Source organism: Limnobacter thiooxidans (assembly GCF_036323495.1).
GTDB classification, from domain to species: domain Bacteria; phylum Pseudomonadota; class Gammaproteobacteria; order Burkholderiales; family Burkholderiaceae_B; genus Limnobacter; species Limnobacter thiooxidans.
Genome location: NZ_AP028947.1, coordinates 382,259 through 403,593, shown reverse-complemented (window position 1 = coordinate 403,593; position 21,335 = coordinate 382,259). Strand labels below are relative to the sequence as shown.

Annotated in this window: 28 protein-coding genes and 1 tRNA gene; 2 read left to right on the top strand and 27 right to left on the bottom strand. The window is 53.8% G+C overall.

Features of this window, described 5'->3' with window-relative positions:
* Positions 1-17 precede the first annotated feature (17 nt).
* Entirely contained in the window at positions 18-614 is a 597-nt protein-coding gene (locus tag RGQ30_RS01860) for a UbiX family flavin prenyltransferase (protein ID WP_130558594.1), read from the top strand.
* Between the two features lie 72 nt (positions 615-686).
* On the opposite strand, the gene RGQ30_RS01855 is transcribed toward RGQ30_RS01860, so the two are convergent.
* The 8 genes from RGQ30_RS01855 to RGQ30_RS01820 all read right to left on the bottom strand — a co-directional run bounded on the left by RGQ30_RS01855 (position 687) and on the right by RGQ30_RS01820 (position 7,321).
* Positions 687-1,553, bottom strand: coding sequence for a methyltransferase (locus tag RGQ30_RS01855; RefSeq protein ID WP_130558595.1), 867 nt, complete (start codon positions 1,551-1,553; stop codon positions 687-689).
* Positions 1,554-2,283: 730 nt separating this feature from the next.
* Positions 2,284-2,359, bottom strand: a tRNA-Thr gene (locus RGQ30_RS01850).
* A gap of 14 nt (positions 2,360-2,373) precedes the next feature.
* Entirely contained in the window at positions 2,374-2,916 is a 543-nt protein-coding gene (locus tag RGQ30_RS01845) for a ClpXP protease specificity-enhancing factor (protein WP_130558596.1), read from the bottom strand.
* A 36-nt stretch (positions 2,917-2,952) separates the two neighbouring features.
* Entirely contained in the window at positions 2,953-3,555 is a 603-nt protein-coding gene (locus RGQ30_RS01840; RefSeq protein ID WP_130558597.1) for a glutathione S-transferase N-terminal domain-containing protein, read from the bottom strand.
* Between the two features lie 75 nt (positions 3,556-3,630).
* Positions 3,631-4,389, bottom strand: a complete 759-nt coding sequence (locus tag RGQ30_RS01835; protein WP_130558598.1) for a cytochrome c1 — start codon at positions 4,387-4,389, stop codon at positions 3,631-3,633.
* Between the two features lie 26 nt (positions 4,390-4,415).
* On the bottom strand, positions 4,416-5,681 hold the full coding sequence (locus tag RGQ30_RS01830; RefSeq protein ID WP_130558599.1) for a cytochrome b: 1,266 nt from the start codon (positions 5,679-5,681) through the stop codon (positions 4,416-4,418).
* Between the two features lie 27 nt (positions 5,682-5,708).
* Positions 5,709-6,314 (bottom strand): ubiquinol-cytochrome c reductase iron-sulfur subunit, encoded by a 606-nt coding sequence (gene petA, locus RGQ30_RS01825; protein WP_130558600.1) that lies wholly within the window; start codon positions 6,312-6,314, stop codon positions 5,709-5,711.
* A gap of 254 nt (positions 6,315-6,568) precedes the next feature.
* Entirely contained in the window at positions 6,569-7,321 is a 753-nt protein-coding gene (locus tag RGQ30_RS01820) for a Nif3-like dinuclear metal center hexameric protein (RefSeq protein WP_130558749.1), read from the bottom strand.
* 31 nt (positions 7,322-7,352) lie between these two features.
* On the opposite strand from RGQ30_RS01820, the gene RGQ30_RS01815 reads away from it, so the two are divergent.
* A complete protein-coding gene (locus RGQ30_RS01815; protein WP_130558601.1) occupies positions 7,353-8,504 on the top strand; it encodes a Do family serine endopeptidase in 1,152 nt (383 codons plus the stop codon).
* Between the two features lie 68 nt (positions 8,505-8,572).
* On the opposite strand, the gene tatC is transcribed toward RGQ30_RS01815, so the two are convergent.
* Genes tatC through RGQ30_RS01720 form a run of 19 tightly spaced genes read right to left on the bottom strand, consistent with a single transcriptional unit; the run spans position 8,573 to position 21,271 of the window.
* Positions 8,573-9,310: a twin-arginine translocase subunit TatC gene (gene tatC / locus RGQ30_RS01810; protein WP_130558602.1), complete on the bottom strand. Its 738-nt coding sequence runs from the start codon at positions 9,308-9,310 to the stop codon at positions 8,573-8,575.
* Positions 9,311-9,329: 19 nt separating this feature from the next.
* Positions 9,330-9,755 (bottom strand): Sec-independent protein translocase protein TatB, encoded by a 426-nt coding sequence (tatB, locus tag RGQ30_RS01805; protein WP_130558603.1) that lies wholly within the window; start codon positions 9,753-9,755, stop codon positions 9,330-9,332.
* 24 nt (positions 9,756-9,779) lie between these two features.
* Positions 9,780-10,016 (bottom strand): Sec-independent protein translocase subunit TatA, encoded by a 237-nt coding sequence (gene tatA, locus RGQ30_RS01800; protein ID WP_130558604.1) that lies wholly within the window; start codon positions 10,014-10,016, stop codon positions 9,780-9,782.
* A gap of 32 nt (positions 10,017-10,048) precedes the next feature.
* Positions 10,049-10,396: a histidine triad nucleotide-binding protein gene (locus tag RGQ30_RS01795; protein ID WP_130558605.1), complete on the bottom strand. Its 348-nt coding sequence runs from the start codon at positions 10,394-10,396 to the stop codon at positions 10,049-10,051.
* Positions 10,397-10,417: 21 nt separating this feature from the next.
* Complete coding sequence (locus RGQ30_RS01790; RefSeq protein WP_130558606.1) at positions 10,418-10,756, bottom strand: phosphoribosyl-ATP diphosphatase; 339 nt, start codon at positions 10,754-10,756, stop codon at positions 10,418-10,420.
* A gap of 14 nt (positions 10,757-10,770) precedes the next feature.
* Complete coding sequence (gene hisI / locus RGQ30_RS01785) at positions 10,771-11,196, bottom strand: phosphoribosyl-AMP cyclohydrolase (RefSeq protein ID WP_130558607.1); 426 nt, start codon at positions 11,194-11,196, stop codon at positions 10,771-10,773.
* A 22-nt stretch (positions 11,197-11,218) separates the two neighbouring features.
* Positions 11,219-11,983, bottom strand: coding sequence for an imidazole glycerol phosphate synthase subunit HisF (hisF, locus tag RGQ30_RS01780; RefSeq protein ID WP_130558608.1), 765 nt, complete (start codon positions 11,981-11,983; stop codon positions 11,219-11,221).
* Positions 11,983-12,732: a 1-(5-phosphoribosyl)-5-[(5-phosphoribosylamino)methylideneamino]imidazole-4-carboxamide isomerase gene (hisA, locus tag RGQ30_RS01775; protein WP_130558609.1), complete on the bottom strand. Its 750-nt coding sequence runs from the start codon at positions 12,730-12,732 to the stop codon at positions 11,983-11,985. Before hisA ends, hisF begins: the two co-directional genes overlap by 1 nt.
* Positions 12,733-12,784: 52 nt before the next feature.
* A complete protein-coding gene (gene hisH / locus RGQ30_RS01770; RefSeq protein WP_130558610.1) occupies positions 12,785-13,417 on the bottom strand; it encodes an imidazole glycerol phosphate synthase subunit HisH in 633 nt (210 codons plus the stop codon).
* On the bottom strand, positions 13,414-14,001 hold the full coding sequence (gene hisB, locus RGQ30_RS01765) for an imidazoleglycerol-phosphate dehydratase HisB (protein ID WP_130558611.1): 588 nt from the start codon (positions 13,999-14,001) through the stop codon (positions 13,414-13,416). The genes hisH and hisB overlap by 4 nt, the downstream gene beginning before the upstream one ends.
* 13 nt (positions 14,002-14,014) lie before the next feature.
* The gene (hisC, locus tag RGQ30_RS01760) at positions 14,015-15,115 is read right to left on the bottom strand and encodes a histidinol-phosphate transaminase (RefSeq protein ID WP_130558612.1); all 1,101 of its coding nucleotides are present in this window, start codon (positions 15,113-15,115) and stop codon (positions 14,015-14,017) included.
* A 7-nt stretch (positions 15,116-15,122) separates the two neighbouring features.
* Entirely contained in the window at positions 15,123-16,445 is a 1,323-nt protein-coding gene (gene hisD / locus RGQ30_RS01755) for a histidinol dehydrogenase (RefSeq protein WP_130558613.1), read from the bottom strand.
* Positions 16,446-16,489: 44 nt separating this feature from the next.
* Positions 16,490-17,143 carry an ATP phosphoribosyltransferase gene (gene hisG, locus RGQ30_RS01750; RefSeq protein WP_130558614.1) on the bottom strand — a complete coding sequence of 218 codons (654 nt, stop codon included), beginning with the start codon at positions 17,141-17,143 and terminating at the stop codon, positions 16,490-16,492.
* A gap of 6 nt (positions 17,144-17,149) precedes the next feature.
* Positions 17,150-18,406, bottom strand: coding sequence for a UDP-N-acetylglucosamine 1-carboxyvinyltransferase (murA, locus tag RGQ30_RS01745; protein WP_130558615.1), 1,257 nt, complete (start codon positions 18,404-18,406; stop codon positions 17,150-17,152).
* A 15-nt stretch (positions 18,407-18,421) separates the two neighbouring features.
* Entirely contained in the window at positions 18,422-18,664 is a 243-nt protein-coding gene (locus tag RGQ30_RS01740) for a BolA family protein (protein ID WP_420915153.1), read from the bottom strand.
* A 33-nt stretch (positions 18,665-18,697) separates the two neighbouring features.
* Positions 18,698-19,453: an ABC transporter permease gene (locus RGQ30_RS01735; RefSeq protein ID WP_130558617.1), complete on the bottom strand. Its 756-nt coding sequence runs from the start codon at positions 19,451-19,453 to the stop codon at positions 18,698-18,700.
* Positions 19,450-20,361: an ABC transporter ATP-binding protein gene (locus tag RGQ30_RS01730; protein ID WP_130558618.1), complete on the bottom strand. Its 912-nt coding sequence runs from the start codon at positions 20,359-20,361 to the stop codon at positions 19,450-19,452. Before RGQ30_RS01730 ends, RGQ30_RS01735 begins: the two co-directional genes overlap by 4 nt.
* Positions 20,362-20,394: 33 nt before the next feature.
* Positions 20,395-20,646 carry an STAS domain-containing protein gene (locus tag RGQ30_RS01725; RefSeq protein ID WP_130558619.1) on the bottom strand — a complete coding sequence of 84 codons (252 nt, stop codon included), beginning with the start codon at positions 20,644-20,646 and terminating at the stop codon, positions 20,395-20,397.
* Between the two features lies 1 nt (position 20,647).
* The gene (locus RGQ30_RS01720; RefSeq protein WP_130558620.1) at positions 20,648-21,271 is read right to left on the bottom strand and encodes an MlaC/ttg2D family ABC transporter substrate-binding protein; all 624 of its coding nucleotides are present in this window, start codon (positions 21,269-21,271) and stop codon (positions 20,648-20,650) included.
* Between the last annotated feature and the right edge of the window lie 64 nt (positions 21,272-21,335).

Sequence of the window (21,335 nt, the reverse complement as noted above, 5' to 3'; positions counted from 1 at the left end):
CATTCAGGCATCCAATCTTGAGCAGCACCCTTCCCCACTCTTTCAAACAATCCATCACTGTGGCCATTACCGGCGCCAGTGGCGCCTTGTATGGCCTGAAAATTCTTGACCTGTTGCGCGCACGCGGCGACACGGAAATTCATTTGGTTATTTCTTCGTCAGGTTGGCTCACCCTCGCCAGTGAAAGCGATTTAAGCAAAACTGAGATTGAGGCCAAGGCACATGTCGTGCATTCGCCCAAGTCGGTTGGCAACTGCATTGCCAGTGGGTCTTATCCGTCCATGGGCATGGTCATTGCGCCTTGCTCAATGCACACCCTGGCCGCAGTGGCGCATGGCCTGTCGAACAACCTGATCAGCCGGGCTGCAGACGTTGTACTGAAAGAACGACGCAGGCTCGTCATCATGCCGCGCGAAACCCCGCTGAACTTGGCCCATCTGCGAAACATGGTCAGCGTGACTGAAATGGGAGGCATTGTTATGCCCCCAGTTCCCGCCCTTTACCAGCGGCCTGAAAGTATTGACGCCATGGTCACCGACACTGCCCAACACGCCCTTCAGCTTTTGGGATTGCCGAATGTAAAACGCAACGAGTGGCAGGGCTTGGGCAGTTGAAACGCGCCAGGTAAGCACCCACCCTTCACTCGCCTGCTTTCCACTATGACTTGATCCGCAGTGCGCGATCGATCAAGCCGGCACATGGAAGCGCTGCAACAGCCCTTCCTCGCCATCCAATCCCAATTCAGTGAGCATGCTGCGCAAGCGTTGCGCAGCTTTGGGGTTTGATTTCTGGTGCTTCCTGGCAACAATCAACTCGTTTTTCATTGAGTGTTCCCACCCCACCAACTCCGTCACAGTGACCTGATAACCTTGCGCTTCAAGCTGCAAACAGCGCAGCACATTGGTCAACTGGCTACCAAACTCACGGGTGTGCAACGGGTGCCGCCACATCTCCACCAAACTGGTTTTACCCAGCTGACTTGATTTGTTTTGCCGCAAATGTGAAGCCACTTCCGCTTGGCAACAAGGCACAACGACCATGAACTTTGCATTTTTCTTGAGCCCGAATGAGATGGCGTCGTCAGTGGCTGTATTACAGGCATGCAGCGCGGTCACAATGTCCACCTCATCGGGCAAGTCAGCGTGTTCAGTGGCTTGCGCCACAGGCAAATTGATGAATTTCATGCCTGCCGAGAAGCCCAGTTTTTCCGCCAACTGTGCCGACTTGTCGACCAAGTCCTGACGGGTTTCCACACCTGCTACTACGGCCCCTTCAGGATTCTGCTTGATGTAAAGGTCGTACAGAATGAAGCCCAAGTACGACTTCCCTGCACCGTGATCCACCAGGTACACATTTCCGTCATTGGTCTTGCGCACCTCATCGATCAAAGGCTCAATGAAATGGGTCAGGTGGTAAACCTGCTTCAGCTTTCTTCGACTGTCTTGGTTGATACCACCTTCGCGCGTCACAATGTGCAAAGCCTTGAGCAGATCAATCGACTGCCCAGGCTTCAAGTCCAGGGAATCAAGCGGGTTCTTTTTGGTTTTGGGCATGCTGGTTTGCTGCAGTGAATTCAATGCCCACAGTGTAAAGCGTTCCCGCAGTTCACCCGCCTGATTTAAGCCCCCTCGGTGCGATTCAGTTGACTTATCGTAGGGTGAAGCCCATTCGGCCCGATTCAGTTGACTCATCTTAGGGTAAAGCCCATTTGGCGCGAATTCCAATCGCTCGCCTCGTGAGCTTGACTCCGACCGTGATTGATCGCGCGTCGGTGGGCGCTGAATGTGACGGGTTGACGCCTGCCCTAGCGTTGGCGCTGGTGCTGGAACTACTCCGATCGGTGCGTTGAAGGGCCTGCGCCGGGTTGAGCTTCAACAGCGTGGCCAAGCCCGCTGCCCGCAGGAACCCGCTGCGTCTGGGCTTTCGCGGCAGTGCACTTGTAAATGCCGCGCATTCAAGAAAACCGCCCGGTTTGAACAAGGCTTGAATGCTCGCGCAACGCGCGACACCCAAGCCCGACCTTGTTTTTTGTGGGGTTTGGGTGAATGAACAGCCTTGGTTCAAGAAGGGATCAACGGTTTTCTGTGCGGGATGTACAAGGCACGCTGGGGAAGCCACAAACAGCAGTCCAGATTAACGCTACGGGGAATAGGATTCGCGCTGAGGTAGCAAAAATCAGAGGCGCATTTCTACGCAACGGAACGACCAAGGCGAGATGGAAGACCCATGATCAGCGTTCGATTCAAATTTGGTGGAAAATTTCTCAGAACTTCGGGAGATGAATGGTGCCGCTTGTCGGATTCGAACTGACGACCTACCGCTTACAAGGCGGTTGCTCTACCAACTGAGCTAAAGCGGCACTTAAGAGAAGCGCTATTTTACTCGAGTCAAATGACTCTTTTTCTTGGGACTCGGCTTTTTCGGTGTTTTTTCTTCAGATTTTTCTGATTTAGTTACAGCCAGCAATTGTGAATCTTCAGAAACACCCGAAACTGAACGCAAACCTGCAGGTTTTTGATCCGATTCGTTGGATACTGGCTCATCGTGCTCGTCCAGAACAAACTGAACCGCCTCATTGCCGTCGCCTTCGATCTCAGCCAAAGGCTTTAATACTTCAAAGGCCATGCCGTGACCATTCTCGCGCGCATAAATCGCACTGACCTGCTCAATCGGAACAAAAATCTGTCGAGCCACGCCCCCGAACCGGGCCTCAAACTCGACATACTCATTACCCAAAGACAATTTGTTGGTGGCCAACGGCGATGTGTTCAGCACAATTTCGCCGGCCTTCACAAATTCTTTGGGTACCTGGGTTTGCTCATTCACAGCCACAGCCAAATAAGGCGTGTACCCATTGTCTACGCACCATTCATGAATGGCGCGAATCAGATAAGGCTTTGTTGATACTTCAGTCACTGCAATATCCTTGGTGAATTCGGGTACACAAACCCTTTAGCGACGCATCACTTTTTCAGAGGGCGTCAGTGCATCAATAAAGGCAGGCTTCGCAAAAATCCGCTCGGCATACTTCATCAGTGGCGCAGCAGACTTCGGCAGTTCAATGCCATAGTGTTCCAAACGCCACAACAATGGAGCCAATGCCACGTCCAGCATCGAAAAATCTTCGCCGAGCATGTACTTGCTTTTCAAAAACACTGGTGCCAGTTGGGTCAACTGGTCACGAATTGATGACTTGGCCTTGTCCATTGCCTTGGGGTTCCCTGCTTTTTCCAGAACACTCACGTGCTGGAACAGTTCACGTTCAAAGTTGAACAAGAACAGGCGGGTACGCGCACGCATTACTGGATCGGCGGGCATCAACTGAGGATGAGGAAAACGCTCATCAATGTATTCATTGATGATATTTGATTCATACAGAATCAAATCGCGTTCCACCAGGATGGGCACCTGACTGTACGGGTTCATGACACTGATGTCATCGGGGCGATTGAACAGATCAATGTCCTTGATCTCAAAGTCCATGCCTTTTTCGTGCAACACGAAGCGGCAACGCTGCGAATATGGACAGGTTGTTCCAGAGTATAGAACCATCATAATGTTGTCATCCCAAAACAAAAAATGGCCGGGGCGAGCAAACACCCCAGCCTGTATGCAAACTAAGCCTTTAACTTACTTGATGTCTTTCCAGTAAGCGGCATTCAAACGCCATGCGAATACGGTAAACACACCGAAGAACATCAAGACAATCACACCCAGCTTGAAACGGTCTTCACGCACCGGCTCGGCCATGAAAACCAGGAAACTGGTCAGGTCGGCCATGGCTTGATCGTACTCCACGGTTGTCATTGTACCGGGCTTGGTCTGCTCAAAGCCTACAAAGGTATGAACGGTCTTGGCTGGGTCATGTGCATCAGGCTTGTCTTCAAACTTGGCAATGCGCTCACCTTGCAACTCCCACAGCACGTGAGGCATGCCCACGTTTGGAAACGCCATGTTGTTCCAGCCCGTTGGCTTGGAAGGATCACGGTAGTAGGTGCGCAAGTAAGTGTAGATGTAGTCAGCACCCGGGCCATTTGAAGAAGCACGTGAACGTGCGATCAATGACAAATCGGGTGGAGCCGCACCAAACCATTTTTTGGCATCCTTCGGATCCATCGCAATATTCATGGTGTCACCAACACTGTCGGTGGCGAACATCAGGTTTTCCTTGATCTGCTCCTCAGACAAGCCAATGTCGCGCAAACGGTTGTAACGCATACTTTCCGCTGCATGACAATTCAGGCAGTAGTTGGAAAACAGCTTGGCACCACGCTGCAATGCAGCCAAGTCGTTGGTCAGGTCTGGGGCTTTGTCCAGCGGGTAATTGCTTCCCGCGCTGAACACCAGAGATGGCACAAGAGCCAGCAAAGCCAATAATTTTTTCATCATCTCGTCCTTATTTCGTCCAGTCAGGCTCAGTGTGCGTGAAACACAACACGGTCAGGCACGGGCTTGAATGTGCCCAGCTTCGACCACCATGGCATTGCCAGGAAGAACAGGAAGTAATACAGAGTACCCACCTGAGACACCACTTGACCAATATCTGATGGTGGCTTCACGCCCAGATAACCCAACACGATGAAGTTGATCACGAACACGGCGTAAATCCACTTGTGCAAGGATGGGCGATAGCGAATGGACTTCACCGGGCTCTTGTCGAGCCATGGCAGGAAGAACAGGATCACGACCGCGCCACCCATGGCCACCACACCCCAGAACTTCGCATCCAGACCCAGGAACGGGAATGTGATGGCACGAAGAATGGAATAGAAGGGTGTGAAATACCACACTGGCGCAATGTGCGCAGGTGTTTTCAAGGGGTCCGCAGGAATGAAGTTGTTGTATTCCAGGAAGTAACCACCCATTTCCGGCGCGAAGAACACGATTGCCGAGAACACCATCAAGAACACCCCCACACCCAAAATGTCATGCACGGTGTAGTAGGGGTGGAAGGGAATGCCGTCAAGCGGCTTGCCATCGGCACCTTTCTTTTCCTTGATCTCAACGCCATCCGGATTGTTGGAACCCACTTCGTGCAACGCCACGAGGTGCGCAGCCACCAAGCCCAGCAATACCAATGGAATTGCAATGACGTGGAAGGAGAAGAAGCGGTTCAGTGTTGCATCGGATACAACATAGTCGCCACGGATCCAGATCGCCAAGTCAGGGCCGATCAAAGGAATTGCGGAAAACAGGTTCACAATGACCTGCGCACCCCAGTAGCTCATCTGTCCCCAAGGCAACAGGTAGCCAAAAAACGCCTCTGCCATCAAGCACAGGAAAATGGCCACGCCGAAGATCCAGATCAGTTCACGGGGTTTGCGATACGAACCGTACAACAGGCCGCGCATCATGTGCAAATACACTACCACGAAGAACATGGAAGCCCCTGTGGAGTGCATGTAACGCACCAGCCAGCCCCATGGCACATCACGCATGATGTATTCCACAGACTGGAATGCTTTTGCAGCATCGGGCTTGTAGTGCATAACCAGGAAAATGCCGGTCACGATCTGGATCACCAGCACCAACAGGGCCAGTGAACCGAAGAAGTACCAGAAGTTAAAGTTCTTGGGCGCATAGTACTCGGACAAATGCGCTTTGTAGGTCGATGTCAGGGGGAAGCGCTGGTCAATCCAGCCCAATACACCTGAAGTTTCGACTTTTTTGTCTGCCGCCATAATTACTACTCCTCGCTCTCAGATGTCTCAGGCGTTGTTCTCGTCTACACCAATCAACAACTTGGTGTCTGACAAATATTTGTGGGGTGGCACTTCCAGGTTGTCCGGTGCCGGCTTGCCTGCATACACACGACCAGCAAGGTCAAATGTGGAACCGTGGCACGGGCAGAAAAAACCGCCTTGCCAGTCGTTGGGCAAACTGGGCTGTGGGCCTGGTTCAAATCGGGCTGAAGGTGAGCAACCGAGGTGAGAGCAGATTCCGACTGCAACCAGGTATTCTGGCTTGATCGAACGGTGCGGGTTGCGGGCATATTCTGGAGTCAATGCATCGGGACTGCGTTCTGAATTCGGGTCAGCCAGCTGGCTGTCCAGTTTCGGCAGGGCTTGGACCATGGCGTCATCACGGCGAACAACCCAAACAGGCTTGCCGCGCCACTCAACGGTTTTCATGTCACCAGGCTGCATGCCGGAAATGTCCAGCTCTACAGGCGCACCGGCGGCTTTTGCGCGCTCGGAGGGTGCCATGGAAGTCAGAAATGCACCGCCTGTTGCCGCTGCAGCCACACCGCCTGCTGCTCCGCAGGCGATCATCCAGACGCGACGTTCTTTGTCTACAGGTTGATTATTGCTCATCAAAATAACCCCGAAAGTAAAATCCAGCTAACCTAGAATCCGCCTTTGAGCGCGCCTTTGAACCCGCATTTCTGTTCAAAAGCCAGACTTGTACACGTCCATCGTGTTAGAAATCGGCGAAGCTTGGCCAAAGTAGTGATCCATGCAACCGAAGATTGTACCCCAGCCAGGTTCCAACAAGAAACAGTTTTAAAGCGATTTTCCAAGAAATGGCGGTTGAACAAGTCGATTTAACCCGATACATTCAAAAACATCTAAACCGCCACGAACAAATCTTGAAATACAACTTCAATCCCATAACGCTGCGCCACCCATTCGCCAAGCGCTTTGACCCCACAGCGCTCGGTGGCGTGGTGCCCCGCGCCCAGCAGACTCACACCGCATTCGCGAGCCACGTGCACTGCAGGCTCTGACAGTTCTCCCGTCAAATAAAGGTCAGCCCCCGCCAAAGCAGCCTGCTCCACATAACCGGGGGCCCCACCCGTACACCAGGCCACAGTACGAACCAGGCGCTGTGGGTCGTCCGCCCCCTCCACCTGCACCCGATGGCCCAGCGTTGAAACAACGACTTCAACAATTTCGTGCAACTTTTGAGGTGAATGCAGAACGCCAAAATGAATCAAACCCTTGTCACCCAACACCCGGTCGCTTGGCCAGCCCAGCATTTTGCCCAATTGTGCGTTATTGCCCAACTCCGGGTGCTTGTCCAAGGGCAAATGATAGGCAAACACATTCAGATCATGGCCAAGTGCCGCCTGCAATCGTGCTTTGCGAAATCCGGTTACGACCTGTGGATCACCTTTCCACATCAAGCCATGGTGAACCAGCACAGCATCTGCATCGAGCTCGATGGCAAGATCAATCAAGCCTTTGGATGCGGTCACCCCCGTCAACACCCGCCGAATCTGGGGCCTGCCTTCCAACTGCAAGCCATTTGGGCAATAATCTTGCATGCGAGCCTGATCCAGCAACTCCCGCAAATCATGTTCAAGTACATTCCGATCCACTGAACTCAACGGCGCACCCTTTGCATTTGATATGTTGAAAAAACTCTGGCTGACCTTTTCTCAGGCCCTTGCAGTGCTGCTTGCATTGTATTTCATCACCGAAGTGCTTCGCCCGAACTGGGTTCCGGACTGGCTGCAAAAACCGGCACATGAAGTAGCGCAACCTGAAGGCGTGGCCGGTTACCGGTTGGCTGTGGACAAGGCCATGCCTGCTGTTGTGAACATTTTCACCAGCAAACGCATTTCGGAAACCCCCAAACATCCCTTCTTTGAAGACCCGGAAATCCGCAAGTTTTTTGGCGATGAACTCGATGAATCACAGGACAGCGAGGAACAGGCATCAAGTCTTGGCTCAGGGGTGATCGTGAGCAGCGATGGCTTGATTGTCACCAACCAGCACGTGGTTGAAGCAGCCGATGACATTGAAGTGGGCTTGAATGACGGGCGCACCACCAAGGCTGAACTGGTGGGCACCGACCCGGAAACAGATCTTGCCGTGTTGCGCATCAAGCTGAGCGACCTACCCAACCTGAAGTTCGCAGCCGAAGACACCGTCAAGGTGGGCGATGTGGTGTTGGCCATGGGCAACCCTTTTGGTGTTGGGCAAACCGTCACCATGGGCATTGTGAGCGCCTTGGGCCGCAATCACGTGGGAATTAACACCTTCGAGAATTTCATCCAGACCGACGCAGCCATCAACCCCGGCAACTCAGGCGGCGCGCTGGTAGACACTGCTGGCAACCTGCTGGGCATCAACACGGCCATTTACAGCCGCTCCGGTGGATCATTGGGCATCGGCTTTGCCATTCCCGCCCCAACCGTTCAGAACGTGTTGAACCAGATTGTGCGAAACGGTACAGTCACCCGCGGATACATCGGCGTTGAACAGCAAAACATTACGGCTGAGTTGGCGACTGCCTTTGATTTGCCACAGAAAGATGGCGTAATCGTTGCAGGGATTGTAAAGGATGGGCCTGCAGACAAAGCCGGTCTGAAGGTGGGCGACATTTTGTTGAAACTGGACAACAAGAAGATCAGCGACACGACCCAGATGCTGAACCAGATCGCGGCTTATTCACCCGGCGAGAAAAAGGCCATTGAGTTACTTCGAGAGGGCAAACCACAAACATTGACCATCGAAATCGGTGTGCGACCCAAACCGGGTGCCTTTATCAACCGCTAGTTTTGTAAGCGGCAAGGTCTTGTTAGCTGAAACTTCCGCGCAATACCTTGCCCATCAAAAGGCCAGATTTATTCAAGAATTTGCTGGCGTTGTTTGCCGATCAACTTGGCAAACAAAATACCCACTTCGTAAAGAATACAAATGGGAATGGCCAGGAAAAGTTGCGACATGACATCGGGCGGCGTCACGATCGCCGCAATGACAAACGCAGCAACAATCACATAACCCCGAATTTCCACCAGTTTCTCAATGCTGATTACACCGAGGTAAACCAATACAACAACAATGATGGGTACTTCGAAGGTCATGCCAAACGCCAGAAACATGGTCAACACGAAGCTCATGTAGGCCTCAATGTCTGGCGCAGGCGTAATGCTTTCGGGTGCAAAGTCGTTGATGAAGGCAAACACCTGACCAAACACGATGAAGTGGCAAAAGGCAATACCAATCAGGAAAAGCACTGTGCTTGAAAAAATAATGGGCAAGGCCATCTTCTTTTCATGCTGATACAAGCCCGGGGCGATAAATGACCAAGCCTGGTACAAAGTAAAAGGCAAGGAAAGAACGAATGCAACCATGGCCGTCAATTTGATAGGGACCATGAAGGGAGTGATCACCCCGGTGGCAATCATTTTCGTGCCTTCGGGCAAGGCACTTTGAATAGGCTGGGCAAGAAGGTCAAAAATGACCGCCGGAGAGGGGTAAATCATCAAACCAATAAACACCACGGCGAATGCGATCACGGCCCGAATCAATCGGTCCCGAAGCTCAACCAGATGGCTGACAAAATTTTCCTGCTGACTCATAACCCTTCCTGCACCTTGCTTATTTGGCCTCTGCCGTAGGGCCGGGCCCTGCGGGCACTGTGGGCACTGTGGGCGCTTGTTGTTCTGGTCCGATATTTGCACCCGCAGCAGGCGCTACTACCGGGGGCTTGCTGCCTTCAAGGTCCGCAATGTCGTCCTCGATCGCTTTGACCGATTTGTTCATGTCGAACTCGGCATCGCGCAAGGTGGTTTGCACATCACCTTCCACCTTGGTAGCAGCCGCCTGCATTTCCGCTTGCAACTTTCGCAACTCGTCGATTTCCATTTCCCGATTGATTTCAGACTTCACGTCACTGACGTAACGCTGCGCCTTGCCCAGCAAGTGCCCAACCGTCTTGGCCACCTTTGGCAGTTTTTCGGGACCTATCACCACCAGTGCGATCACCGCGATGATAAGCATTTCTGAAAATGCGATGTCGAACATGCTGTGTGCCGCGTAAAGGGAAAATTAGCTGGAAGATTTCTCTTTGGCTTCCACATCAATGGTGTCGGATTTCTTGGCATTGCCATCGGCCAGTTTGGCCGTGTTTTGCTCGGCGTCGGCACCACCTTCTTTCATGCCATCCTTGAAACCCTTCACCGCACCGCCCAGGTCAGACCCGATGTTGCGCAGTTTCTTGGTGCCAAACACCAACATCACGATAACCAGCACGATAACCCAGTGCCAAATGCTAAATGAACCCATGACTAACTCCTTGAATGTTTGTTTGCCGCTGTTTACTTGCTGAGCATCAAGCCCAGGGGCTTGTCTCCGCCAAGAATGTGCACATGAACATGATACACCTCCTGACAACCCACCCTTCCTGTGTTGACGATGGTTCTAAACCCATCGTGGCAACCTTCCTGCTTTGCCAACTTGCCGGCAATTGCCATTATTTTTCCCAATACGGGTATGTCTTGCTCCGTGGCATCGGCCAGGGTGGGAATGTGCTTTTTCGGAATAATCAGAAAGTGCACAGGCGCAGCCGGGTTGATGTCGTGGAATGCGAGGATATCCTCGTCTTCATATACTTTTCTGCTAGGGATTTCCCCAGCGACGATTTTGCAGAATATGCAATCGCTCATCTCATCACCCCTTTTTGTGTCTTATTTTTCCCGGTTTGCTTTCTCAACCAGGCCTGACAAACCCATGCGCCGATCCAGCTCGGCCAGCACATCGCGGGCCTGCAAACCATGCCAGCCCAGCAGTACCAGGCTGTGAAACCACAAATCGGCAGTTTCAGCGACCACCTTGGCTGGATCCTGGTCTTTGGAGGCCATGACAAGCTCACAGGACTCTTCGCCGATTTTCTTCAAAATTGCATCCTGCCCCTTGTGGTGCAGTTTGGCCACGTACGACTGCTGCGGATCGGCTTGTTTGCGCTCATGCAAAACTTGCGTCAAACGCTCGAGCAAGTCCCCGGACTCTTTTTCAAGGTCAGCCATGTTCTCGTAATCCTCTATTTTTTGCCGTACATGTCGGAAGGGTCTTTCAGCACTGGGTCTTTCGCAACCCATTTAGGGCTTTCGCCCGCTGCGTCTTCCAGCGCATAGTAAAAACAGCTTTCACGGCCGGTGTGGCAAGCGATACCACCCACCTGCTCCACCATCAGGATCAGCACATCGCCATCGCAGTCCAGGCGAACTTCCTTGACCTTTTGCTGATTGCCCGATTCTTCGCCCTTGTGCCACAGCTTACCGCGCGAACGTGAAAAATACGTTGCAAAACCCGTCTTGGCTGTAATTTGAAGTGCTTCCTGATTCATCCAGGCCACCATCAATACGCGCTGAGTCAGGTGGTCTTGTGCCACTACGCTTACAAGGCCCCTGTCATCGAAACAGACGCTGTCCAGCCAATTGCCGGTGATCACCACATCCTTGCTCATGCCTCAGGAAACCCCTTTCGCCTTACACACGGACCGTGATGCCCGCTTTGGCCATGTGGGCCTTGGCTTGTTGCACAGTGTATTCGCCGTAGTGAAAAATACTAGCAGCCAGCACGGCGCTGGCCTTGCCCTTGATCACCCCGTCAACCAAGTGGTCCAGATTGCCAACCCCGCCGCTGGCAATCACGGGAATGCTGACCGCATCGGACACAGCCCGAGTCAGCTCCAGGTTAAAACCGATTTTGGTGCCATCGCGATCCATGCTGGTCAACAGCAATTCACCAGCACCCAGGGACTGCATCTTGCGAGCCCATTCCACAGCATCAAGCCCAGTGGGTTTGCGACCACCGTGGGTGTATACCTCCCAGCCCGGCTCGCCATTGGACTTGGCTTTGGCATCAATGGCCACCACGATGCACTGCGACCCATACTTGGTCGACGCCTCGCCCACCAGTTCAGGATTGGTCACCGCCGAGGTGTTGATGCTGATTTTGTCTGCGCCGGCGTTCAGCAACCTGCGCACATCTTCCACCTTGCGCACACCGCCCCCCACAGTCAAGGGGATGAACACCTGGCTGGCCACGGCTTCAATCACGTGCAAGATCAGGTCACGGTCGTCGGAAGACGCGGTGATGTCCAGAAAGGTCAATTCATCGGCGCCCTGCTCGTCGTAACGGCGGGCAATTTCGACAGGATCGCCGGCATCGCGCAGCTCAACGAAATTGACACCTTTGACCACCCGGCCTGCGGTCACATCCAGGCAGGGAATAATGCGGCTTGCCAGCATTAGTAGGATTTTCCGTTAAGCTCGTCTGCCAGTGCCTGGCCCTTCGCGAAGTCGAGTGTACCTTCGTAAATGGAGCGACCACAAATGGCACCCATGACGCCTTCGTGTTCCACGCCGCACAGCAGCTTCACGTCGTCCAGGTTGGTAATGCCCCCCGAAGCGATCACAGGAATGGTCAACGCATTTGCCAGGCGAACCGTGGCTTCAATATTGACACCGCCCAACATGCCGTCGCGGCCAATGTCGGTGTAAATAATCGCTTCAACGCCATAACCTTCGTATTTCTTGGCCAGGTCAACCACGTCATGGCCGGAAATCTTGCTCCAGCCGTCGGTAGCCACTTTGCCCTCTTTGGCGTCCAGCCCCACGATAATTTGGCCAGGGAAAGCGCCGCACGCGTCGTGCAGGAAACCAGGGTTTTTCACGGCTGCCGTGCCAATGATCACGTAGCTCAGACCATCGTCCAGGTAACGTTCAATGGTGTCCAGGTCACGAATACCGCCACCCAACTGCACGGGAATTGCACCGCCGACCGCATCGAGAATGTCGATGATGACGCCCTCGTTCACGGGCTTGCCCGCAATCGCGCCATTCAGGTCGACCAGGTGCAAGCGGCGCGCGCCACTTTCAACCCATTTCATGGCCATTTCGACCGGGTCTGCCGAGAAAATGGTGGCATCGTCCATATTGCCTTGTTTCAGGCGAACACACTGACCGTCTTTCAGGTCGATTGCTGGAATGAGTAACATGAGACTGTGTTGTTAACTATTCAAGTGAGTGAAAAAAGTTTGGTTAAAAACCTCAGGGGTTCCATCTTAGAAAATTGGAATACAGCTTAAGGCCGTCGTCCGCACTTTTCTCAGGATGAAACTGTGTTGCAAAGATGTTATCCCTTGCGATGGCGCAGGTAAAGCGGACACCATAGTCTGTCTCACCAGCCACGTGCTCCGGGTTGACCGGATTGGCATGGTAACTGTGGACAAAATAGAACCAGGAATTGTCTTCAATGCCCGCCCAGAGGGGATGTTTGACACACTGCCGAACCTGATTCCAACCCATGTGGGGAACCTTCAAGCCGCACTCCACGGTCAGGCGGGGGTCGAATCTGACCACATCGCCGGGAAACAGGGACAGGCATTCTGCGGGGCCTTCGGCGCTGCGCTCCATCATCATCTGTTCGCCCACGCAAACCCCAAACAAGGGTTTGTTTTCAGCAGCCCTGTACACAGCCTCCATGAGGCCTGATTCCCGCAATGCTTTCATACAGTCTGGCATGGCGCCCTGACCGGGTAGCACCACGCGGCTGGCGCGATCAATCACGGCAGGGTCGTCGGTGATACGGATTTCCTGATTTTCCAGTTTGACATGCTGCAAGGCTTGGGCCACCGAACGCAGGTTACCCATGCCGTAGTCAACAACGGCAACAAGACTCACAAAGCACCCTTGGTACTGGGAATGGCACCCTGCTGACGTTCATCAATGGCAACTGCCATGCGCAAGGCGCGACCGAAAGCCTTGAACACGGTTTCACACTGGTGATGTGAATTCACGCCTTTCAGGTTGTCGATGTGAAGTGTGCACAGCGCGTGGTTGACGAAGCCCTGAAAAAATTCAAACACCAGGTCCACGTCAAACGAGCCAATACTGGCGCGCGTGAAAGGAATGTCCTGGTGCAAGCCAGGGCGACCGGAAAGATCAATCACGACGCGTGACAGGGCTTCATCCAGTGGCACATAGCTGTGACCGTAACGCACAATCCCTTTCTTGTCGCCCAGGGCTTTGGTGAATGCCATGCCCAAGGTAATGCCCGTGTCTTCCACGGTGTGGTGTGCGTCAATGTGCAGGTCGCCTTTGGCGACAATGTGCAAATCGAAGAGGCCATGCCGGGAAATTTGCTCCAGCATGTGGTCCAGAAATGGCACACCGGTGTCAAGATGACGTTCACCCGAACCATCCAGGTTGATTTTGACGGTGATCTGGGTTTCCAGTGTATTGCGGGTAACTTCTGCGGTTCTCATGTTTTTCTGAAAGTTATGCGGCCTTGCTGGCCACTTCATCAATGGATTGTTGCACAGCCTTTAAAAACTGCTGGTTCTCTGTTTCGGTGCTCACTGTCACGCGCAGGCAATTTTGCAGCAAGGGGTGACCCTTGCCGACATATTTCACCAAGATACCCTTGTTTTTAAGGGCTTCAAAGACCTCAAGGGCGTCTGGCATGCGGAAAAGCACGAAATTGGCGTAAGAATCGAACACTTCGACGTCACCATTGGGTGTTCTCAGAGTTTTCAAGGCTGCGGTCAGCACACTGCGCTGATCACGCAGCAGTTTGGCCTGTGCGTTAAACGCATCGAAGTGCTCCAATGCAAACTGAACAGCAATGCGAGTGAGTACGTTCACGTTGTAAGGCGGGCGCACTTTGTCGATTTGCTCCACCCAGGCCGGGCTGGCCACGGCATAGCCGAGACGAGCGCCTGCAAGCCCCAGTTTGGAGAAGGTGCGCAGCACCAATACATTTGAAAACTCAAGCACGCGGGCCATGAACGAGGCGTCGGCAAATGCTTCGTAGGCTTCATCGACCACGACAAGCCCGGGGGTTGCCTCAATAATCTGGACAATTTCCGCTTCGCGCAGCGCCACGCCGGTCGGGTTATTGGGATAAGCCAGGAAAACCACTTTGGGCTGGTTGGCGGAAATGGCTTTCAACATGGCGGGCATGTTCAGCGAGAAGTCGGGATTCAGGTCCACCCCCACAAAGCGTGCATGGCTCCACTGGCTGTACACCGCGTACATCACGAAAGTGGGCACAGGCGACATGACCACGTCACCAGGCATGCAACAGGCGCGAATAATCAGGTCAATCAGCTCATCAGACCCGTTGCCGAACAGCACATGGGCCGCCTTGGGGATGGCTGTGCAGGCACGCAGTGCAGTTTCCAGCTCAAGTGCTTTGGGCGCCGGGTAGCGATTCAGCTCCGCCGCCTTGAGCGCCTGGGCCAGCTCATCGAGCAAGGCCGCGGGCATGCCCTGCGGATTTTCCATGGCATCGAGCTTCAACATGCCTGCGGAAGGGGCCACCACGTAGGCTTGGGTGGCTTGCACGTCAGCTCGGATTGTTTTTTGCAATAGGCTCATGGCGTACTCAATCCGCTTTCTTGAATTTTGGACCTACCCGGTACTCTGCGGAGCGCGCGTGGGCAGGCAAGCCTTCACCGTAAGCCAGCTCGGCAGCCACTTCACCCAGGGTACTTGCGCCTTCGCGACTTGCAAAAATAATGCTGCTGCGCTTCTGGAAGTCATAAACACCCAGTGGAGAGCTGAATCGCGCTGTACCGGCTGTGGGCAACACGTGGTTTGGCCCGGCACAATAATCGCCCAGCGATTCGCTGCTGTAGGGGCCCATGAAAATGGCACCGGCGTGGCGCAATTTGCCCACCCAGGCATCAGGGTCCTGAACGCTCAGTTCCAGGTGTTCGGGGGCAATCTGGTTACTCAGCTCACAGGCCTCGTCCATGTCTTTCACCTGAATCAGCGCACCGCGGTTTTTCAGGGAAGTGGCAATCACCGTTGCACGGGGCATGCTGTCCATCAGTCGTTTAATGCTGGCCTGTACCTGGTCCAAAAATTCCTTGCTGGGGCTCAACAGAATGGACTGGGCCATTTCGTCATGCTCGGCCTGGCTGAACAGGTCCATGGCGATCCAGTCGGGGTTGGTTGTGCCATCGCAAATGACAAGAATTTCAGAGGGGCCGGCGATCATGTCAATGCCCACGGCACCAAACACACGGCGCTTGGCTTCGGCCACATAGGCATTGCCAGGGCCCACGATTTTGTCCACGCGGGGTACGGTTTGCGTGCCATACGCCAAGGCGGCCACGGCCTGCGCACCACCAATGGTGAACACGCGGTCAACGCCCGCAAGGTGCGCGGCGGCAAGCACCATCTGGTTTTTCACGCCACTGGGCGTGGGCACCACCATGATGACCTCCTTCACACCCGCGACCTTGGCGGGCACTGCATTCATCAGTACCGACGACGGGTAAGCCGCTTTGCCACCAGGCACGTAGAGGCCGGCACGATCAAGCGGTGTAACTCGTTGGCCCAAACGGGTGCCATCGGCCTCGGTGAATTCCCAGCTTTCGGCAACCTGGCGCTCGTGAAAAGCACGCACGCGTTGCGCAGCCACTTTCAAGGCGGCTTTTTGATCGGGGTCCAGCGTATCGAATGCGTGCTTCAGCTCATCCTGACCAATTTCAAGATCAGCTGCGCTGTTCGCTTTGACACGGTCAAACTTTTCAGTGAATTCCAAAAGGGCTTCATCGCCACGCTTACGCACGGCATGAATGATGTCAGCCACCGCGCCTTCCACATGGGGATCGCGTTGTTCTTCATAGGCGAGCAATGCGCGGAACTGCTCGGCAAAGTTGGCATCCAGAGTAGACAATCGACGAATTTGGGAAGACATTTTTTACTACCTTTAAAATTTCAAGCAGCTGCTCAGGTTTCTGCTCAGTTTTCTACCGTTTCACCCGCAACAGCTTGGGTAAATACATCCAAAATAGGCTGCAAAGCCTCGTACTTCATTTTCAATGCGGCCTGATTCACCACCAATCGGGAAGAAATTTCGCAAATTTCCTCGACTTCAACCAGTTTGTTGGCACGCAGGGTAGAACCGGTGCTGACCAGGTCAACAATGGCGTCGGCCAGACCCACCAAGGGGGCCAGTTCCATGGAACCGTACAGCTTGATCAAGTCCACGTGAACACCGCGGTTGGCGAAGTGTTCGCGTGCGCTGTTCACGTACTTGGTGGCGATACGCAAGCGGGCGCCCTGCTTCACTGCGCTGGCATAGTCGAACCCTTCCGGGGCAGCGACACACAGGCGGCACTTTGCAATGGCAAGGTCCAGCGGCTGGTACAGGCCAACGCCCGAATGCTCAATCAGCACGTCTTTACCCGCCACGCCCAAATCGGCAGCACCGTGCTGTACATAGGTGGGCACGTCGGTGGCCCGCACAATGATGATCTGCACATCGGCACGGTTGGTACCAATGATCAGCTTGCGCGACTTTTCAGGGTCTTCTGAAGGCACAATGCCCGCCTTTTCAAGCAGGGGCAATGTTTCTTCAAAGATGCGTCCTTTGGACAGAGCCAATGTAATCATTCGGTTTTACTCACTGATTCGCTTCACATCTGCGCCCAATTTGCGCAGCTTCTCTTCCATTTTGTCATACCCGCGATCCAGGTGATAAATCCGGTCAATGCGGGTTTCATCGGCAGCAGCCAGTGCGGTAATGACCAGGCCAGCTGAGGCGCGCAGGTCGGTGGCCATCACCGTGGCGCCGTCAAGCCGCTCAACGCCCTTGATCACAGCCGTGTGGCCTTCAATTTCGATGTTTGCGCCTAGGCGCACCATTTCCTGCACATGCATGAAACGGTTCTCGAAAATGGTCTCGTTGACAATCGCGGTGCCGTCGGCCACGCAATTGACAGCCATCAACTGAGCCTGCATATCGGTTGCAAAACCCGGGAATGGCGCGGTGCGTGCACCCACCGCTTTGGGGCGCCCCTGCATGCTGGCATGAATCCGGGTGCCTTCCACATCGATCTTCAGGCCCGCAGTGCGCAGCTTTTCCAGCGTGGCGTCCATGCTGTCAGCATCGGCATTATTGAGCACAATTTGACCACCGCAAGCCGCCACGGCACACAGGAAAGTGCCTGCTTCAATGCGATCCGGCATGACCTGGTATTCACAGCCATTCAGTTTTTCAACACCGTGTACCGTGATGGTGTCGGTGCCGATCCCTTCGATCTGGGCACCCATTTTCACCAGCATATTGGCCAGGTCCACCACCTCGGGTTCGCGGGCGGCATTTTCAATAATGGTGGTGCCATCAGCCAGGGCGGCAGCCATCATCAGGTTTTCGGTGCCGGTGACAGTGACCATGTCGGTCACAATGCGTGCACCCTTCAGCCGTTTTGCCTTGGCGTGGATATAACCTTTTTCGATCGTGATTTCCGCACCCATGGCCTGAAGGCCCTTGATGTGCTGGTCTACAGGGCGCTGGCCGATGGCACAACCACCCGGCAAGCTCACGCTGGCTTCGCCAAAACGGGCCAGCAAGGGGCCAAGCACCAAAATGCTGGCGCGCATGGTTTTGACCAGGTCGTAACTGGCTACAGGTTCGGAAATTTCCTCGGCGCGCAAAGCCAACTGGTTTTCACCGTGCCAGAAACACTGAACACCCATGGAACCCAAGAGGCGCAAACAGGTATTGATGTCGCGCAAGCGCGGCACGTTGGTGACCATCACGGGCTCTGCTGTCAGCAAACTGGCACATAAAATTGGCAAGGCCGCATTTTTCGCGCCAGACACAGACACTTCACCGTGAAGCGGCTTTCCACCACGAATCAAAAAAGAATCCATTGAAGGGCAGTCCTTTTACGCTTGTTGTTGCGCCCACTCGGCGGGCGTCAGAGTTTTCATCGACAAGGCGTGAATTTCCGCACGCATTCTGTCACCCAGTACTGCATAGACTTTTTGATGCCGCTGAATGGCCCGCAAGCCCTCGAAGGCGCTGGCCACAATGACTGCCTCGAAATGCTGGCCGTCGCCTGACACTGTCAGGTGTTCACATTCCAGACCTTCTGCAATATAGCCGCGAACGGTTTCAGGCAACAACATGATTTTTCCTATCCTTTTGATTCAACAGCACTATTATCCCCTCAATTTGTAACCCGACGTGACCATTCGCATACCAATGGCAGTCAATACAGCCCATGCGGCCACGCCGATACCCAAACTGAACCACGGGCTGACATCACTCACCCCAAAGAAGCCATACCGGAAACCATCAATCAGGTAAAAGAAAGGGTTAAAGTGCGACACGGTTTGCCACACGACGGGTAATGAATGGATGGAATAAAACACACCTGACAAAAAAGTGGCTGGCATGATGATGAAATTCTGAAACGCAGCCAACTGGTCGAACTTTTCAGCCCAAATGCCGGCGATGACACCCATGGTACCCAGCAAAGCCGAACCCACCAGGGCGTGAACCAGAATCCACATCGGGTTGTGCACGTGCAAACCCACAAAAGCCACAGTGACCAGCAAAACCCCAGCACCCACTGCAATGCCTCGGGCCATGGAAGCCAGCACGTAGGCTGAGAAAAACTCGGCATGGGACAGGGGTGGTAACAGCACAAACACCAGATTTCCTGTGATTTTCGACTGGATGAGACTGGAAGATGAATTGGCAAACGCATTTTGCAGCACCGACATCATGACCAACCCAGGCACGAGGAATGCCGCATAACTGACACCAGGGTAAGGTTCCACCTTGCCGTCGAGCACGTGCGAGAAAATCATCAAGTACAGCAGCGCAGTCACCACGGGTGCCAGCACCGTCTGGAAGCTCACCTTCCAGAAACGCAGGATTTCTTTCTTGAACAGGGTTTGCCAGCCAGTCATTTCGCAGCCCCGCCACTCATCAACTGCACAAACACCTCTTCAAGGTCGGGCTTTTCAATGCTGCACTCCAGCACATCCAGGTGTTCAAGTCGGCATTGCGCCAAAATTTGCTCAATTTCAGCCGGACCATTCAAAGCCAGGGTGTACCGGCCATCCAGCGGATTCGCCTTCAGGGCGCGCGACTGCAAACTGACTGGCAACACGCCGTTCAATTGCAGGTTCAGGGTTTGACTGGCGTGTTTCTTCAACAGATTCGGGGTGGTATCCACAGTCAACACCTTCCCGTTTTTAAGCATGGCAATGCGATTACACAGTGTTTCCGCTTCTTCGAGGTAGTGTGTGGTCAGCAAAATTGTGTGGCCCTTTTCGTTCAACCCTTTGACAAACTTCCACAGGGTTTGGCGCAACTCGACATCCACGCCAGCGGTGGGCTCATCCAGCACTATCACGGGCGGTTTGTGAACCAGCGCCTGCGCCACCATGACCCGTCGCTTCATGCCGCCCGACAGCGTTCGCATATTGCTGTCGGCCTTGTCCATCAGGCTGAGCGAAGTCAAAAGCTCATCGATCCAGTCGTCATTCTTTTTAAGACCGAAGTACCCGGACTGAAAGCGCAAGGTTTCACGCACGGAGAAAAAAGGATCAAACACCAATTCCTGCGGAACAATTCCAATGCTGCGGCGCGCATCGCGAAACTGGTTGACCACGTCAAAACCCATGACCTTGGCCGTGCCTGAAGAGGCCCGGCTTAAACCGGCAATGATGTTGATGAGCGTGGTTTTGCCCGCGCCATTTGGGCCAAGCAAAGCAAAGAACTCCCCTTCCTCGATGGTCAGGGAGACTTCATTCAAGGAACGGAATTCACCGAAATATTTGGATACCGAGCCAAGCTCTAGGGCAAACGACATGACTTCGAGCGCCCAAGGGGCGCGCGCCAGGTTTTATGAGAAGAGAGATTGTACTCCGTAGGCGGCAATCAAACTGTCCAACTGCGCGGGACGATGCTGCAGTTCAAGGGATTTGTCTGATTTAAGCACTCGCCTGGCAGCCAGAATTACAGCAAGAACGGTCGAGTCCACGTGAGTGACCCTCGAAAAGTCGATCACGTGGTCACCCTTGGAAAAGGCCTTGGTGACCTCGGCAATGACCTGGTCGCCATTGCGCACCGTGATGTGATCGACTGTGAGTTGCATATCAGCCCTTGGAATTCAGTGTTTTCAGGGTCTGGATCAAACCATCAACACCCGAACTGGCCAGCACCGCGCCAAACTGCGCCTTGTAGGAATCAACCAACCACAGGCCCAAAACGCTCAGGTCATAGATTTGCCACTTGCCGTCTTTCTTTTCAACCCGGTATGCAAGGTCGATCGGGGGCGCGCCCTTTTGAATGACTCGGCTGTTCACGATCACATCTGTGTCTTCAGGACGCGCACGCAGGCGATCCACTTGCAGGGTTTGATCACCCACCTGGGACAAGGCACCAGAATAAGTCTTGACCAACAGGGTACGAAATTCCTTGGTGATCTGTTCACGCTGCTCGGGTGTGGCCTCGCGCCAGGGGCGGCCCACCACCAACTGGGTCATTTTTCGAAAGTTGACATTCGGCATGACCTTCTGGTCAATCAAGGCGTCAAGCTTGCGGGGGTCAGACACCAATTCCTGCTTTCTGGACTTGATTTCAGCCAGAACTTCATTGCTGAATTTCTCAACAAACTCGTTGGCTGGCACTTCCTGAGCCAAAGCGGGCTGAGCCATCGCACTGACACCCAGGGCGGCAATTGCGATCCATTGAAATAGTCGGTTTACTGCAATATTCATGATTTTTCCAAAAAATGTCATTAACCACATCAAAAACGCAAGACCCACTTGCTGTGTTGACGTG

Coding starts and splice junctions, on each gene's coding strand:
- RGQ30_RS01855 (WP_130558595.1), bottom strand. CDS start 1,553: ATGCCCAAAACCAAAAAGAACCCGCTTGATTCCCTGGACTTGAAGCCT.
- RGQ30_RS01840 (WP_130558597.1), bottom strand. CDS start 3,555: ATGATGGTTCTATACTCTGGAACAACCTGTCCATATTCGCAGCGTTGC.
- RGQ30_RS01835 (WP_130558598.1), bottom strand. CDS start 4,389: ATGATGAAAAAATTATTGGCTTTGCTGGCTCTTGTGCCATCTCTGGTG.
- RGQ30_RS01830 (WP_130558599.1), bottom strand. CDS start 5,681: ATGGCGGCAGACAAAAAAGTCGAAACTTCAGGTGTATTGGGCTGGATT.
- petA (WP_130558600.1), bottom strand. CDS start 6,314: ATGAGCAATAATCAACCTGTAGACAAAGAACGTCGCGTCTGGATGATC.
- RGQ30_RS01815 (WP_130558601.1), top strand. CDS start 7,353: ATGTTGAAAAAACTCTGGCTGACCTTTTCTCAGGCCCTTGCAGTGCTG.
- tatC (WP_130558602.1), bottom strand. CDS start 9,310: ATGAGTCAGCAGGAAAATTTTGTCAGCCATCTGGTTGAGCTTCGGGAC.
- tatB (WP_130558603.1), bottom strand. CDS start 9,755: ATGTTCGACATCGCATTTTCAGAAATGCTTATCATCGCGGTGATCGCA.
- tatA (WP_130558604.1), bottom strand. CDS start 10,016: ATGGGTTCATTTAGCATTTGGCACTGGGTTATCGTGCTGGTTATCGTG.
- RGQ30_RS01795 (WP_130558605.1), bottom strand. CDS start 10,396: ATGAGCGATTGCATATTCTGCAAAATCGTCGCTGGGGAAATCCCTAGC.
- RGQ30_RS01790 (WP_130558606.1), bottom strand. CDS start 10,756: ATGGCTGACCTTGAAAAAGAGTCCGGGGACTTGCTCGAGCGTTTGACG.
- hisI (WP_130558607.1), bottom strand. CDS start 11,196: ATGAGCAAGGATGTGGTGATCACCGGCAATTGGCTGGACAGCGTCTGT.
- hisF (WP_130558608.1), bottom strand. CDS start 11,983: ATGCTGGCAAGCCGCATTATTCCCTGCCTGGATGTGACCGCAGGCCGG.
- hisA (WP_130558609.1), bottom strand. CDS start 12,732: ATGTTACTCATTCCAGCAATCGACCTGAAAGACGGTCAGTGTGTTCGC.
- hisB (WP_130558611.1), bottom strand. CDS start 14,001: ATGAGAACCGCAGAAGTTACCCGCAATACACTGGAAACCCAGATCACC.
- hisC (WP_130558612.1), bottom strand. CDS start 15,115: ATGAGCCTATTGCAAAAAACAATCCGAGCTGACGTGCAAGCCACCCAA.
- hisD (WP_130558613.1), bottom strand. CDS start 16,445: ATGTCTTCCCAAATTCGTCGATTGTCTACTCTGGATGCCAACTTTGCC.
- hisG (WP_130558614.1), bottom strand. CDS start 17,143: ATGATTACATTGGCTCTGTCCAAAGGACGCATCTTTGAAGAAACATTG.
- murA (WP_130558615.1), bottom strand. CDS start 18,406: ATGGATTCTTTTTTGATTCGTGGTGGAAAGCCGCTTCACGGTGAAGTG.
- RGQ30_RS01740 (WP_420915153.1), bottom strand. CDS start 18,664: ATGTTGTTGCCTGAAACCGTTCGCGGCTATATTGCAGAAGGTCTGGAA.
- RGQ30_RS01735 (WP_130558617.1), bottom strand. CDS start 19,453: ATGACTGGCTGGCAAACCCTGTTCAAGAAAGAAATCCTGCGTTTCTGG.
- RGQ30_RS01730 (WP_130558618.1), bottom strand. CDS start 20,361: ATGTCGTTTGCCCTAGAGCTTGGCTCGGTATCCAAATATTTCGGTGAA.
- RGQ30_RS01725 (WP_130558619.1), bottom strand. CDS start 20,646: ATGCAACTCACAGTCGATCACATCACGGTGCGCAATGGCGACCAGGTC.
- RGQ30_RS01720 (WP_130558620.1), bottom strand. CDS start 21,271: ATGAATATTGCAGTAAACCGACTATTTCAATGGATCGCAATTGCCGCC.